The sequence below is a fragment of the Acinetobacter sp. CY05 genome, assembly GCF_059515805.1.
Window position 1 is genome coordinate 256,081 of sequence record NZ_JCAKMW010000001.1, and the last position, 14,979, is coordinate 271,059.

Here is a 14,979-nt window from a genome sequence, read left to right on the forward strand (position 1 = left end):
ACCAGTTTATTGATTATAGCTGCCACTGGAGATCACCTCGCGATTGTCGTTATAGCGTCCTTGCTGAATCTCAGATTCACTTTCACGAATCCAATTTTCAATACTGTCTTCAGTTTGTGGAGGCGCACTAGGTTGTGGTGCTTCGGGTTGTTGATATTCATTGCTGCTTGGTTCTGCAGGTACCACTTCATAATGTGCACTGCCACAAGGCGTGGCACGGCGTGGCACTGAATTACGCAGCATAGGAATATGCACTGCATTTTCACAGCCTTGGGCAGAAAGTTTATCGCCTGATGCTGTGTCCATCCAATGCCAAGAGACATTATTGGGTTGGCGTAAATTTACAGGCTGCTGACGAAGCTGTGACATGACATTGCTCCATACGGGTAAGGCGCCGGAAGAACCGGTTAGACCTGTAACTTTGTTATCGTCTAAGCCAAGCCATACTACAGACACATAGTTACCCGAATACCCAGCAAACCATGAATCACGTGTATCATTGGTGGTGCCAGATTTACCAGCTAAATTTAAATTGCTCGGCAGTGTGTTATAGGCAGCACGACCTGTACCAGTACGCATCACTTGTTGTAAGCCATAATTAAGTACATAAGCACTGTCAGGTTTAATGGTTTGCTGTAGATCTAGACCGAAGCGAGTAAGGTTGCGTCCTTGACTATCCACGACATTACGAATCGCTCGAGCAGGGTATTTCACACCACCTGATGCAAAGTTGGAATAGATGCTTAATACTTCCATGGGTGACATATCCACCGCACCTAAGAAAATGGATGGATAAGGCGGAATTGGACTAGTGACACCAAAACGTTTTAAATGATTGCTAAAACTGGCTAAGCCAAATTCTTGGCCTAAACGGACCGCAGACAAGTTATAAGATTGTGAGAGCGCACGTGCCATAGGAACAATGCCATATTCATTGCCGCCATAGTTTTTGGGCGTCCAGGCTTTGCCTTCAGAGCTAATGCTGATGTAGCTGTCCTCAACAGGGCTGGCCCAGTGATAACGCCCAGATTCTAGCGCGGTTAAATAGATCACCGGTTTTAATAACGAGCCAACTTGACGTTTGGCATCTAAAGCGCGGTTAAAACCAGTAAAATCTTGACTTGAACCGACCACAGCCACCAACTCGCCATTGTCAGGGCGTGCTACTAACACTGCACCTTGTAAATTATCTAAACGCGAATTGGCATTTTCTAAACGCTGTACGGATGCTTTAAAGCTTTTTTGGACATTGGTTTGGGCAATTGGGTCAAGGGCGGTAAAAATCCTTACGCCTGTATTGGTTAAATCAGTTTCTTGATATTCGCTACGTAATTGACGACGCACCACATCTAGATAATCTGGGAAACGTGCAGGGCCTAAAGTGGGTTTACTAATCACATTTAATGGACGTGCGACTTCACGTTCATAATCTGCTTGATTTAAATAGCCCATCACCAACATATTGTTGAGTACAATATCGCGGCGTTTTTTCGCTGCTTCTGGATTACGCCAAGGGTTATATAAGGATGGGCCTTGAACCAAACCGACCAAAAATGCTTGTTGGGCAATATTGAGTTCACGTAGCGGTAAACCAAAGTAAAACTGTGCCGCTAAGCCATAACCATTGATTGAATAGTTGCCATTTTGACCTAAATTAACTTCATTTAAATAAGCTTCTAAAATTTCCTCTTTGCTGTAATGCAGCTCAATTAACATCGCCATGAACGCTTCGTTGACTTTACGTTTAAGGGTTTTTTCAGGGCTTAAATAAAAGTTTTTGACCAATTGTTGGGTGAGTGTTGAGCCACCTTGACGCTTACCACCGGTTAGGTTTGACACCACAGCACGCGCCGTGCCACGCACAGATACCCCATAATGATGATAAAAATTACGATCCTCAGTAGCAATTAAGGCATTGATAAGCGGTTTTGGCACATTGGCTAATTTAATCAGCACACGGTCTTCATTATGCTGCGGATAAATACCGCCAATCAGCATGGGTTCTAATTGGGCAATGCCATTGGCCGTCGGTTTGGTGGCGCTGACCTGAGCAATTTGGTTGCCTTCAAAATTGACCTTTAAAATTTGTTCAGGTTCAACATGATCGCCAAAGTCGAAACCACGGGTATGCACATATAAAGTATTGCCAGTACTGACATAGTGTCCCGTCTTATTATAACCATCAGAGTTTTTATAGCCCAGCAATTCAAGTTCTTGAATAAACTCAGCTTGGCTCACTGGGGCATTGTTATAGATTTGTAGCGGACGGGCAAAGACCTTGGCTGGAATATCCCAACGCTGTCCCTCAAACTTGGTTCTGACCACGTTATCCAGACGAATTAAATAGACACTAAAGGCTAAAAATGCGCCAATCACTAAAATACAAAAGAGTAAAGCAATAATGCCTATACCGCGCTCAGACTTCATAACCACATATAACAACCAAGACAATTACGCCAATGATGCGAAGCTTTGCAATAATTTGCAAGAAACAAACTGTGAACGAGCAGCAAGATTGCCCAAAAAAATTGGCTTGATTCAGTGCTTTAAAGTTTTTTTAAAATTAAACGGGTTAATGCTATGATAGCAATCGAATCGTAGCGGAGCGATATCGTCGGTGCACATTTCACATAAGACATTTCGAAACATTGGCTTAATTGGTCGCCCTGATAAATCATCAGTGGTCGAAACTTTATGTCTCATTCATGACCATTTAATGGCACAAGGGCTACACCCCGTATTTGATATCGAAACAGCGCAGTTAGTACCTTACCAAAATACTCAAACCGTCAGTCGTAGTTTATTAGGTGAAGTGGTGGATCTGGTGATTGTGGTCGGTGGTGATGGTTCATTGCTACATGCCGCACGCGCTTTGGTACGGCATAATACGCCTGTGATTGGGGTCAACCGGGGACGTCTGGGGTTTTTAACCGATATTAAACCTACAGAAGTGTTGCATAAGCTCGATCAGGTATTACAAGGTGAATATCAGCGTGACCGGCGCTTTTTACTGGAAATGGAAGTGCGCTCTAAAGGTGAATCCATTTATCAAGCGATTGCTTTAAACGATGTGGTGCTGCACTCAGGTAAATCGGTACACATGATTGATTTTGAACTCAATATTGATGGGCAATATGTGTATCGTCAGCACAGTGATGGTTTGATTGTTTCAACCCCAACGGGATCGACCGCCTATGCGCTCTCTGGGGGTGGCCCGATCTTACATCCAAGTATGGATGCCATTGCTTTGGTGCCGATGCATCCGCATACGTTGTCGTCACGTCCGATTGTGGTGGGGGGCAATAGCGAAATTAAAATCATCATTCGTGAAAACCGTGTCTTACCAATGGTCAGCGCAGATGGTCAACATAGTGTATCCTTAGGTGTAGGCGACAGTTTACATATCCGTAAACATCCCTTTAAACTGAATTTACTGCATCCACCTGGGTATGATTTTTATATGGCATGCCGTACCAAACTTGGGTGGAACCAAGGTTTTGATTCATTGCAACAGCAGGATGAATAATGAATATTGAACAAATGTTGGCGATGCTCAACCCCGAAATTGTCGAGCGTTTACGTACAGCCGTTGAAATTGGTAAATGGCCCAATGGTGTTGCTTTAACGCAAGAGCAACGTGAAACCTGTATGCAAGCGGTCTATGCTTGGGAAATGAAACATCTGCCCGAAACTGAACGTAGCGGTTATATCGACCGTGGCACAAAAGAAGAAGGCGAAGAATGTGATGATGATCATCACAAAAATGAGCCGGAATTTAAACCGATTCGTTTTGTATAAAAAAAGGCACCTTCGGGTGTCTTTTTAATTGCAGGAATACACAATTGTGACGCTATTGAGCATGGCATAATCTGAGGAGAACTTGCTCAGGAGTAGCACAATGTATGCTGATCCAAAACGTAAATTGTGGTTGTTGGGGCTAAGTATTCCTGTGATTGCAACGGGCGCATTAATTGGCTTTGCCAAAGGCCCTAAAGTGCTGCAGAGTGTATTTGCCAGTACTGGCTTAATCACCTTACATGGCCTGATTCCTTTTTTTGACCGTTATTTTGCTGAGGATGATCATCGGATTAATCTTGAGCAACTCAAACAATTACAACATGATCCTTATTATACTCGTGTGGTCGCCGCCTATATTCCGCTGCAATACGCCACCAATTTCGATACTTAGCCACACGAAAAGATACGCGAGTCTTAGACACGCTACTACTGGCGAGTTTGTTGTCTGTGGTCAATGTAGTGGGAATGAGTGTTGCGTATGAGCTTGGGCATAAATCTAAAACCTATAAACATTTGTTAGCGCATATTGTGCTATTACCAAGCGCCTATTCACATTTTAGAATTGAACATAATTATGGCCATCATCGTTTTGTGGCTACGCCCAAAGACCCGGCATCTGCTTATTATGGGGAGTCATTTTGGCGCTTTTTGCCACGTACGGTATGGGGCGGTTTTAAATCTGCGATCAACATCGAAAAAAATCGTTTAGCGCGTAAACATTTAAGCTTTTGGCATCCTCATAATGAACTTTTACAAGCTTGGACAGCAGGGCTGATTTTTCATGCGGGTATGTTGAAAATCTTTGGAAAAAAATGGCTGCTATTACAAAGCGCGCAAGTGGCGTATAGCATTACCTTATTAGAAGCGGTCAATTATATGGAGCATTATGGCTTAAAAAGGCAACGCTTAAATACAGGGCGGTATGAAGCCGTCACAGCGCAACACAGTTGGAACCATAATAGCTTATGCAGCAATGTCTTGTTTTATCATTTACAACGGCATAGTGATCATCATGCGCATCCGACTAAACCATTCCATTTACTTGAGAGTGACCCAACAGCACCGCTACTCCCCAAAGGTTACGGTGCCTTGTTTGGCGATGTATTTATACCAAAGCGTTGGTTTAGATTAATGCATCCACGAATTTTACAGCATTATCAGGGTGATCTAAGTCGTATGCATCAGTATGCAGATCAGCTTCAGTCTTAAACCTCAAGGCGTGTTTGCCACAGCTCACGCGATTTTTGCATGGCTGCAGGGTATGAGTCACACACGCCCATGGTATAGAGGGCAATACCCATGGTTTCAGGCACGGCAATGTCGCCATAAGCATGTGACTGTTTGCCTTCCCATACTGCTTTAAAAATACTTAAATCGAGTTCTTCTTCACTTGGACTACGATTTTCAGTCAGTTTAGGTAATTCATGTTCATACATCACGCCATCTTGAATACCACAAATTAAGGTTTTGGCATCTGGATTACGTTCAAACTCGCCGCCTTCGCCTTTAATCACGGCACTGTTTTGATAGCCTAACTTAAAAGCCGCTTGTTGATGTGAAGTGCGATAAGCCGGATGGAAAATCGCTTGCATAGTGGCTTTGGCATTAAATGGATTAATCAGACGCGCTAAGGTATGAATCGGTGAGCGTAAACCCATGACATTTCGTAAACCAATCAAATCACTTAAAATTGGCGAGATTGCATGTAACGGTAAATAGGCAAAGTGATGCTGTTGAAGCTGCTGTTCAACGTCATGATCTGATTGGCAAATTGGATAGCCTAAGTATTGTAAGACTTGCTCAGTATAAAGGCGGTTAATCGTATGCCCTGAAGCGCCGTGCATCACCACTTTATAGCCATGCTTAGCTAAAGTCAGCGCGGCAAGTAAAAACCACGGATAATGCTTACGTTTACCGGCATAAGATGACCAGTCTAAATCGACGTCTAAGGCTTTAAATTGCAGTTGATCGCGGGTGGCTTGTACAAAGCCTGCTAATTCATCGACAGATTCTTCTTTGACCCGCAGCAACATTAAAAATGCACCGAGCTGCACATCCAACACTTCATCTTTTAAAATCATCGAAAATGCTTGATAGGCTTCGTCATAGCTTAACGAGCGCGCCCCATTTTTGCCTTTGCCCACAATACGAACAAATTGGGCAAATGGATGTTCAAAATCTTGATAAATATTACGTTTATTGTTCATAAAGTGCATCAAAGTGAATAAAGGCTCATGGCCCTATTGTGCATGAGAGTATGTAGCGAGAAAAGAGCTAAGGCTGAAACTATAGTTACAGCAACTAGACTAAGGTCTAAGGATGGTTGGGTGAAATGTAAGCTATGGCAGCCAAAATATGCTCAAAACTCAGCTAAAATGGGGCGTTTTTTATATTATTTGATTAATTTTTAGTTATCTCCTGTTCTGAATAGATGCATTTTAAATAAATTCATCTTTTTTGATACTTTTAAAGTATTGCTTAGATCTTCTAAATCATCAGGTTTTTTTATTGGGGTATTGCAACAGCAATACCCATTTTCCGTTGGGTATTCCCAGAGGGCTAAGGGCTGTGTATTCGAGAGAATAGACAAATATTGGGTATTTCTTGAAGTTTAAGAAATATAGAAAGAAGTAACACTATGGCTAAAAAACCAATCTATAAATCTCTATATTTTCAGGTGATTATTGCTATTATTGCGGGTATTTTGGTCGGGCATTTCTCACCAAGCGGCACGCAAATCATCAATGGTGTAGAGCAGTATGTACCGGGTTTTGGTGAACAACTGAAACCTTTAGGTGATGGTTTTATTCGTTTGATTAAAATGATCATCGCTCCGGTAATTTTCTGTACAGTGGTCAGTGGCATCGCTGGTATGGAAAATATGAAGTCAGTGGGTAAAACCGGTGGCGTCGCACTTTTGTATTTTGAAATTGTTTCAACAATCGCGCTTGTGATTGGTCTGGTAGTGATTAACATCTGGAAACCAGGTGTTGGCATGAACGTAGACCCTGCATCTTTAGATACAGCAGGCATCTCAAAATATGTCGCAAGTGGTGAATCGCAATCTACGATTGACTTCTTTATGAACATTATTCCAAACACGGTGGTGGGGGCATTTGCAGAGGGTGAAATCCTGCAAGTGTTACTGTTTGCCATTATGTTTGGTTTTGCGCTGCATCAGTTGGGCGCTAAAGGTAAACCGGTTTTACAGTTTATTGATCAAATTTCACATGTGTTCTTTAACATTGTAAATATGGTGATGAAGCTTGCACCAATTGGTGCATTTGGTGCGATGGCATTTACCATTGGTAAATATGGCATTGGTACACTGGCGCAATTGGCACAGTTAATCATCTGTTTTTACATTACTTGTGTCATGTTTATCTTTATTATTTTGGGTGCAATTGCGCGTATTGGTGGCTTTAGCATCATGCGAATGATTCGCTTAATTCGTGAAGAGTTGTTAATTGTATTAGGTACCTCGTCGTCTGAATCGGTATTACCACGAATGTTGAAAAAATTGGAACTGGCAGGCTGTGAAAAATCAGTTGTCGGTTTGGTCATTCCAACAGGTTATTCCTTTAACTTAGATGGTACTTCGATTTACTTAACCATGGCAGCCATCTTCATTGCACAAGCCACCAATACACCACTGGACCTTTCCCACCAAATTACCTTACTGCTTGTACTGTTAATTTCGTCTAAAGGCGCAGCAGGTGTGACGGGTTCAGGTTTTATTGTGATGGCGGCAACACTTTCTGCGGTAGGACATATTCCTGTGGCTGGTTTGGCCTTAATTTTAGGGATCGACCGCTTCATGTCTGAGGCACGTGCTTTAACTAACTTAATTGGTAATTCATTGGCAACCATTATGGTTGCAAAATGGGTAGGTCAATTAGATAAAGAGCGTTTGGACTATGCTTTAGCACATCCAGATGTGATTGATGCGCAAATGGCAGAAGAGAGTAAAGCCAACGCTTAACGCTAGAGTTATTTAAAAGGGTGGCTGAGGCTGCCCTTTTTTATGCGCGTAATACATGTAAGGTTTCTTGTAAAAAGGCAGCTAAGTCTTCGTGGCTGCGACTTGAAATATACAGATTATGGTCATTGACCACTGCTTGGTCTAAATACACGGCGCCTGCAGCCTTTAAAGAGGCTTGCCCACTTCTGGCTGCGGTTAAACGGCGTCCATAAGCCACTTTAGCAGCAATGAGAAGTTCGGTTGCCTGACTAAAACTAAAAATGGGCTTATGTGCATTGGCCACCCGCTGTACAAAATCACTGACCCAAGGATGCTGTTCTAAGGCAAACAACATTAAACCATCAATGCCCAGCAGACAAACATCTGGTAAATGCTGCTGTAATTGAACTGGTGTTTGTTTTTCCCCATAAATCACATCTTCTAAGCAAGGACTAATATGAATCAGATGATGGCCGGCAAATTGTAAGGTATCAGCTGCCGCCAAATATTCAGCGTCACTAAAATTAGGACCGAGCAAGAGCGCAATATTTTTAGACATGAGACCATCCCTTGTGTGTCAGAGTCGTTTGTGTTTTAGCCTAACTAAAAACCCCTGCATGATGCAGGGGAGTTTTGTGGTCAAATCATAATCTAAGGTAAATGCGATGCTAGGCAGAATGTGACTGCTGTTCAAGTATGCGTAGCTCAGCACGTAAGATTTTACCTACTGTGGATTTAGGTAGATCTGCCAAAAACTCAATGTGTTTAGGCACTTTATAGGCGGTTAGATGTTGACGACAGTGGGTAAGGATCTCGTGACTTGATACAGGCTTATGTGTGGCAATAAACGCTTTGACCGCTTCACCGGTATTTTCATCGCTAACGGCAATCACTGCTGCTTCACGAATATCAGGATGCTGCATGAGTACCGCTTCAACTTCATTAGGATACACATTAAAACCTGAGACCAATACCATATCTTTTTTACGATCTAAGATATAACAAAAGCCCTCAGCATCAATTTTGGCAATATCACCAGTATGCAGCCAACCATCTATAAAAGTCTCTTGGGTCTCTGTATCGCGATTTAAATAAGCCTGCACGATATGTGGCCCTTGTACACAAAGCTCACCGGCTTGATCAATCCCTAACTCTTGACCTTGATCATCAATAATTTTGATATTTGAACCTTGAAATGGAAAACCAATTGAACCACGGCGGATTGAATCAAGCGGCGGATGCAATAGCGCCGCACAACTGGTTTCGGTCATGCCATAACCTTCCAAAATTGGACCCACAATGTTTGTCCAGCGTTCGGCAGTACTTGGGCGTAAGGCTGTACCACCGGCAATGGCGCAGTTTAACTGCGGTGGATTTTGCACAAACCAATCTTCTGCCAATAAACCTGCATATAAAGTATCTACACCGGTCAGCCACGTAATGTCAAATTGTTCAAAGGCAGGTTTTAAGTTGTGCATGGGGCGCGGTGATGGAATAAGAACATTATGTCCGCCACCTTTAACAAAACTTAAGAAGTTTACGGTAAAGGCAAAAATATGATACAGCGGAATCGCGGTTAAAATACATTGCTGTGGGTTGATTGGTGTCTGATAAGCCTCTAGATATTGCGCCATCATTGCAATGAGATGAATCAGATTACTGTGGCAAATAATTGCGCCTTTACTACGACCTGTAGTACCCCCAGTATATTGATAAACTGCAGTCTGATGCTGCTGGGCTTGATAGGGTAAGTGTGTAGCACCTTGCGCAAGCGCCTGTGCAAAAGTCGTAAAAGGGATGCTGGCACTGGTGCTGCGCTGTTGTTGTTGCGCTTCTTGGTGAAAGTGTTGCGCCAATTGTTGTTGAATCGGTGCAGGGAAAAATTCACTTAAACTTGCGGTTAACAGTTTTAACTCAGCCAATTTCGGTTGTTGCTGCAGCACCTTCTCAAAGGTGTTTAAGAAGAGATCTGAAACAATTAAGGCTTTGGCTTGAGTATCAGTTAACTGGTATTCCAACTCGCGTGCAGTATACAGTGGATTAATATTGCTAATAATCACACCAATTTTCCAACAGGCAAACACCGCAATGGGGTAATGCAGACTATTAGGCAGTTGTATACCGACTACATCGCCGGGTTGCAGCTGCCAAGTATGTTGTAGGAAATTGGCCAGTTGATTGGCAAAATCCTCAATTTGCTGATAAGTCAGAGTTTGGCTCAAGCCATTTGGCAAGCTTAAACTAAAAGCAGGCTGGTTTGAGTATTGCGCAACTGCTTGATCTAAAAGCGCAGTTAAATGCTGAGCTAAGGGTTGCTCACCGAAAGGATGCTCAAGCAATTGCTTTGGGAAGTGCTGTTGCCACGGTTGCAGTGTTGAAATGCTCATTTAAATCATCCTTGATTGTTATTATTGGCTGTAGCGCTTTAATGTGCATAAAAAGTGTAGGCTTGCCTAGTTGAAAAAATGCCAAAAACCAAGGCAAATTTGCCAAGTTTAAGGCGAGCAAAAGCCAAGCTCAAACTAATGGTTATGAGTGCTTAAAAAATAAGAAATAGGTTGGCAGAAGACCTTTGAACAATTGAGCTTATTTTAACCAACTGTCTGTTTTTAAGACTGAATCCATTAAAGTTGTATTGCGCAAGATTTCAAAGCTCTCTATTGTTATACTGTTTGCATCACATTTCCTGAAGGGCGACATAACAATGGTCAACGACGATCAAAACACAACGACTTCTCTTGATTTAGCTAAAATTCGTGAAGATATCGACTCTGTAGATCAACAGATCCAACAACTGATTAGCCGCCGTGCACGTTTAGCTGAAGCTGTTGCCAAAGCCAAATTCGCGCAAGAAGAGAATCCATTGTTTTACCGCCCGGAACGTGAAGCACAAGTTTTACGCAATGTCATGGATCGTAATGATGGCCCGTTGTCTGATGCCACCATGGCGCGTTTGTTCCGTGAAATTATGTCGGCATGTTTAGCGCTCGAAGCGCCACAAAGTATTGCCTTTTTAGGGCCTGTGGGTACGTATACCCATTCGGCAGTACTCAAGCATTTTGGTCAAGATGCGGTAGTACGTCCATTACCTACCATTGATGAAGTGTTCCGTGAAGTCGAAGCGGGTAGCGCACATTATGGTTTAGTGCCAGTTGAAAACTCATCAGAAGGTGTGGTGAATCATACTTTAGATTGTTTTAAAGCCTCACATTTAAATGTGATTGGTGAGGTCGAACTGCGTATTCATCATCAATTTTTGATTTCTGAAAACACCCGTAAAGACAGCATTAAACAAATTTATGCGCATCAACAAACCCTTGCGCAGTGCCGTGGTTGGTTAGATGCGCATTATCCGGGTGTAGAGCGTGTTGCTTTAAGTTCAAATGCAGAAGCAGCACGTCGTATTCGTAATGAATGGCATTCAGCAGCGATTGCATCTGAAATTGCAGCCAATATTTATGACTTAGAAATTTTACATAGCAATATTGAAGATAACCCTGAAAACACCACACGTTTCTTGGTGATTGGTCGTGAAAAAGTGCCACAAAGCGGCAATGACAAGACTTCATTACTGATTTCAGCACATGACCGCGCCGGTGCTTTACTTGAAATTTTAGCGCCATTTGCCAAACACAATATTAGTTTGACCAGTATTGAAACGCGTCCAGCTTTACCAGAGAAGTGGGCTTATGTGTTCTTTATTGATTTAGAAGGTCACATTGAGCAAGAACAGGTTAAAGCGGCGATTGAAGAAATTCGTCCTTTAGTCAAAGAAGTACGTGTGCTTGGTTCATACCCAATCGCTGTGCTATAAGTTTTAAGCCGAGCAGCGCAACTGCTGTTGCTCGGTATAATTGTCTCCATCGGGAAGTAGAATATGACCTTTGTGCCAGCCAATGACGGCATTGCAAAATTAAAGCCTTATCAACCAGGTAAACCTATGAGCGAGTTAGAGCGTGAATTAGGTTTAACGGATATTGTAAAATTGGCATCTAATGAAAACCCTCTCGGTTGTTCAGAGAAAGTCAAACAAGCCGTCGCAGCAGAGTTGGCAGAAATTGGTCGTTATCCTGATGGTGGTGGTTTTATTTTAAAAGACCAAGTGGCAGCACAGTTTAATGTGCAACATGAACAAATTACTTTAGGTAATGGTTCAAACGATCTATTAGAAATGTTTGCCCGTGCCTTTGTGTCAGAAAAAGATTCTGTGGTGTATAGCCAACACGCATTTGCTGTGTACGCTTTAGTGACCCAAGCCATTAATGCTGAGGCCATTGAAGTGCCTGCCAAAGGTTTTGCCCATGACTTAGATGCCATGGCCAAAGCAGTACAAGACAACACCAAGTTAATCTTTATTGCTAATCCAAATAACCCAACTGGGACTTGGTTTGAAGAAGCTGAATTTGAAAGCTTTATGCAGCAAGTGCCAAGCCATGTGATTGTGGTGTTAGACGAAGCGTATGTGGAATATTTCCCAGAAAACTTCAACAGCTTAAAATTCTTAAGCCAATATCCAAATTTAATTATTAGCCGTACTTTATCTAAATGCTATGGTTTAGCGGCATTACGGGTGGGTTTTGCTTTAGCTTCTGCTGAAGTGACAGATTTCTTAAACCGTATTCGTCAGCCATTTAACGTGAACCATTTAGCCATGGTAGCAGCCGTTGCCGCATTAAGAGACGAAGACTTTATTGAAAAATCGCGTATTTCCAATAAAGCTGGTATGGCGCAGTTAGAAGCTGGTTTTCAAGCTTTGGGCTTAAACTATGTGCCATCACGTGCCAACTTCTTATTGGTGGATGTACAAGCAGACCCTGCGGCCACGTTTAATGCTTTACTTAAAGAAGGTGTGATTGTGCGTCCTGTAGGGATTGCCAACCATTTACGTGTATCGATTGGAACCGAAGCTGAAAATGCTAAATTCTTAAGCGCATTGGCGAAAGTTCTGTCTTTAGAGGCAACAGCATAACTAATGTCACAGCTACAGTTTGAAAAAGTTGCTTTTATTGGTTTAGGTCTGATTGGTTCAAGTTTAGCCCGCGTGATGGTGGCAGAAAACTTAGCCAAACAGATTGTGGCCTCCACCCGTTCTGAGAAAACCTTAAGCGATGCCAAAGCTTTAGGTTTAATTTGTGCGGGTTATGATAACCCGATTGATGCGGTGCAAGGTGCGGATTTAGTGGTACTGGCTTTACCCGTGCGCGCGACCCAAAAAGTCCTTGAGCTGATCAAACCACATTTAATGGCCAACACCATTATTACCGATGTCGGCAGTACCAAAGGCAATGTCGTTGAGGCAGCTAAAGCGGTGTATGGTGAAGACTTACCAGCAGGTTTTGTACCGGGGCATCCGATTGCTGGTGCCGAGCATACGGGTGTGCATGCAGGTAAAGTGGATTTATTTGCCAATCACAAAGTAATTTTGACCCCACTGCCGACAAGTAGCACATGGGCAGTCGAGCGACTGATTCAACTGTGGCAAGCTGCTCATGCAGAAGTGATTTGTATGGATGTGGCCAAACATGATGAAGTGTTGGCACATACCAGTCATTTGCCGCATTTAATGGCCTTTAACTTGGTTGAACAACTGGCCAACCGAGAAGATAACTTAGATATTTTCCGTTATGCCGCAGGCGGTTTTCGTGATTTCTCACGTATTGCTGCCAGTGATCCACAAATGTGGCATGACATCTTTTTCGCCAATAAAACCGCGATCTTAAAAGCTGTAGATGGTTTTGAACAACAATTGGCGGTGATTCGCAAACTGATTGAAGATGAAAATTCACAACAATTGATGGGCTTATTGGGCCATGCTCAAGCGGCGCGTCAGCACTTTAATCATATGCTTGCTCAAAAACCTTTGCTGGAGAACACACAAGTGACACAACAATTTACAATCCAACCGGGTGCTAAGAATTTCCAAGGTAAATTTACCGTACCAGGTGACAAATCAGTGTCACATCGTTCAATCATGTTTGGTGCGATTGCAGAAGGCACCACGCATGTCACAGGTTTTTTAGAAGGTGAAGATGCGCTGGCTACCTTGCAAGCTTTCCGTGATATGGGTGTCTCGATTGAAGGCCCTAAAAATGGTGAAGTGACCATTCATGGTGTGGGCATGCATGGCCTAAAAGCACCAAAATCTGCGCTGTATATGGGCAACTCAGGCACCTCTATGCGTTTGCTTTCAGGCATGTTGTCTGCGCAACAATTTGATTCAGTCATGACCGGTGATGCATCACTGTCTAAACGACCAATGGAGCGCATTGCTCAGCCATTACGTTTAATGGGTGCACAAATTCAAAGCACAGGTGAGCGTGGTACACCGCCGATTTCAATTACCGGTGGTCAAGCTTTACAAGGCGTACATTACGACTTACCCATGGCCTCTGCGCAAGTGAAATCAGGGATTTTATTGGCAGGTCTTTGGGCGGCAGGTGAAACCTCTGTCACTGAACCTGAGCCGACCCGTGATCATACTGAGCGTATGTTACGTGCCTTTGGTTATGAGGTAAAAACCGAAGGTAATCGTATTTCCTTGCAAGGCGGTGGCAAATTGGTGGGTACTCATATTCAAGTGCCTTCTGATATTTCTTCAGCAGCCTTCTTTATGGTGGGCGCTGCGATTACACAAGGTTCAGATATTACTTTAGAAGCTGTGGGTATTAACCCAACGCGTACTGGGATTATCGAAATTTTAAAACAGATGGGTGCTGATCTTACCGTACACAATGAGCGTATTGCAGGCGGTGAGCCGATTGCAGACATTCGTATTCAAGGCACACGTACGCTTAAAGGCATTCATATTCCGGAAGATCAAGTGCCATTGGCCATTGATGAGTTCCCAGCGTTATTTATTGCCGCGGCATGTGCAGAAGGTCAAACTGTATTAACCGGTGCTGCTGAATTACGTGTTAAAGAATCAGACCGTATTCAAGTAATGGCAGATGGTCTAACAACCATGGGTATTGACTGCACACCAACTGAAGATGGCATCATCATTGAAGGTAAGGGTAAACAAGGTGAGTGGGGCGCAATCTTCACCGGTGGTGAAATTGAATCACATCATGATCATCGTATTGCCATGAGTTTCTCGATGGCAGGTCTACGTACTTCAGGTGCAATTCAAATTGTAGGTACAGAAACAGTGGCAACCAGTTTCCCAACCTTTACTGAACTGGCTAACACAGCAGGTCTAGCAATTCAAGTGACTGAGTAAT

Annotated in this window: 10 protein-coding genes and 1 pseudogene; 7 read left to right on the forward strand and 4 right to left on the reverse strand. The window is 43.0% G+C overall.

From position 1 onward, the window contains the following. Nucleotides 1-6: 6 nt before the first annotated feature. On the reverse strand, nucleotides 7-2,427 hold the full coding sequence (mrcB, locus tag AC5YCD_RS01340) for a penicillin-binding protein 1B (RefSeq protein ID WP_496128323.1): 2,421 nt from the start codon (nucleotides 2,425-2,427) through the stop codon (nucleotides 7-9). Between the two features lie 190 nt (nucleotides 2,428-2,617). Here mrcB and AC5YCD_RS01345 point away from each other — a divergent pair, with 190 nt between their 5' ends. The 3 genes and pseudogenes from AC5YCD_RS01345 (at nucleotide 2,618) to AC5YCD_RS01355 (ending at nucleotide 5,007) form a co-directional block, all read left to right on the forward strand. After that, a complete protein-coding gene (locus tag AC5YCD_RS01345; protein ID WP_496128324.1) occupies nucleotides 2,618-3,526 on the forward strand; it encodes an NAD(+) kinase in 909 nt (302 codons plus the stop codon). Next, on the forward strand, nucleotides 3,526-3,798 hold the full coding sequence (locus AC5YCD_RS01350; RefSeq protein ID WP_496128325.1) for a YeaC family protein: 273 nt from the start codon (nucleotides 3,526-3,528) through the stop codon (nucleotides 3,796-3,798). Before AC5YCD_RS01345 ends, AC5YCD_RS01350 begins: the two co-directional genes overlap by 1 nt. 100 nt (nucleotides 3,799-3,898) lie before the next feature. Beyond that, a pseudogene (locus tag AC5YCD_RS01355) lies at nucleotides 3,899-5,007 on the forward strand (alkane 1-monooxygenase). Here the strand turns inward: AC5YCD_RS01355 and AC5YCD_RS01360 are convergent. Further along, nucleotides 5,004-6,005: a glycosyl transferase family protein gene (locus AC5YCD_RS01360; protein WP_496128326.1), complete on the reverse strand. Its 1,002-nt coding sequence runs from the start codon at nucleotides 6,003-6,005 to the stop codon at nucleotides 5,004-5,006. The pseudogene AC5YCD_RS01355 and the gene AC5YCD_RS01360 overlap by 4 nt on opposite strands. Before the next feature lie 431 nt (nucleotides 6,006-6,436). On the opposite strand from AC5YCD_RS01360, the gene AC5YCD_RS01365 reads away from it, so the two are divergent. Beyond that, on the forward strand, nucleotides 6,437-7,780 hold the full coding sequence (locus AC5YCD_RS01365) for a dicarboxylate/amino acid:cation symporter (RefSeq protein ID WP_496128327.1): 1,344 nt from the start codon (nucleotides 6,437-6,439) through the stop codon (nucleotides 7,778-7,780). Nucleotides 7,781-7,820: 40 nt separating this feature from the next. Here the strand turns inward: AC5YCD_RS01365 and AC5YCD_RS01370 are convergent, their stop codons facing one another. Then, nucleotides 7,821-8,318: a DJ-1/PfpI family protein gene (locus AC5YCD_RS01370; protein WP_496128328.1), complete on the reverse strand. Its 498-nt coding sequence runs from the start codon at nucleotides 8,316-8,318 to the stop codon at nucleotides 7,821-7,823. A gap of 109 nt (nucleotides 8,319-8,427) precedes the next feature. After that, the gene (locus AC5YCD_RS01375) at nucleotides 8,428-10,146 is read right to left on the reverse strand and encodes an AMP-binding protein (RefSeq protein ID WP_496128329.1); all 1,719 of its coding nucleotides are present in this window, start codon (nucleotides 10,144-10,146) and stop codon (nucleotides 8,428-8,430) included. A gap of 317 nt (nucleotides 10,147-10,463) precedes the next feature. Between AC5YCD_RS01375 and pheA the strand changes: the two genes are divergently transcribed. From pheA to AC5YCD_RS01390, 3 genes are all read left to right on the forward strand, one after another. Then, nucleotides 10,464-11,573: a prephenate dehydratase gene (gene pheA / locus AC5YCD_RS01380; protein WP_496128330.1), complete on the forward strand. Its 1,110-nt coding sequence runs from the start codon at nucleotides 10,464-10,466 to the stop codon at nucleotides 11,571-11,573. A 63-nt stretch (nucleotides 11,574-11,636) separates the two neighbouring features. Then, on the forward strand, nucleotides 11,637-12,728 hold the full coding sequence (hisC, locus tag AC5YCD_RS01385) for a histidinol-phosphate transaminase (protein ID WP_496128331.1): 1,092 nt from the start codon (nucleotides 11,637-11,639) through the stop codon (nucleotides 12,726-12,728). A gap of 3 nt (nucleotides 12,729-12,731) precedes the next feature. Further along, a complete protein-coding gene (locus AC5YCD_RS01390; RefSeq protein ID WP_496128332.1) occupies nucleotides 12,732-14,978 on the forward strand; it encodes a bifunctional prephenate dehydrogenase/3-phosphoshikimate 1-carboxyvinyltransferase in 2,247 nt (748 codons plus the stop codon). Nucleotide 14,979: the final 1 nt, after the last annotated feature.

Coding starts and splice junctions, on each gene's coding strand:
- mrcB (WP_496128323.1), bottom strand. CDS start 2,427: ATGAAGTCTGAGCGCGGTATAGGCATTATTGCTTTACTCTTTTGTATT.
- AC5YCD_RS01350 (WP_496128325.1), top strand. CDS start 3,526: ATGAATATTGAACAAATGTTGGCGATGCTCAACCCCGAAATTGTCGAG.
- AC5YCD_RS01360 (WP_496128326.1), bottom strand. CDS start 6,005: ATGAACAATAAACGTAATATTTATCAAGATTTTGAACATCCATTTGCC.
- AC5YCD_RS01365 (WP_496128327.1), top strand. CDS start 6,437: ATGGCTAAAAAACCAATCTATAAATCTCTATATTTTCAGGTGATTATT.
- AC5YCD_RS01370 (WP_496128328.1), bottom strand. CDS start 8,318: ATGTCTAAAAATATTGCGCTCTTGCTCGGTCCTAATTTTAGTGACGCT.
- AC5YCD_RS01375 (WP_496128329.1), bottom strand. CDS start 10,146: ATGAGCATTTCAACACTGCAACCGTGGCAACAGCACTTCCCAAAGCAA.
- pheA (WP_496128330.1), top strand. CDS start 10,464: ATGGTCAACGACGATCAAAACACAACGACTTCTCTTGATTTAGCTAAA.
- hisC (WP_496128331.1), top strand. CDS start 11,637: ATGACCTTTGTGCCAGCCAATGACGGCATTGCAAAATTAAAGCCTTAT.
- AC5YCD_RS01390 (WP_496128332.1), top strand. CDS start 12,732: ATGTCACAGCTACAGTTTGAAAAAGTTGCTTTTATTGGTTTAGGTCTG.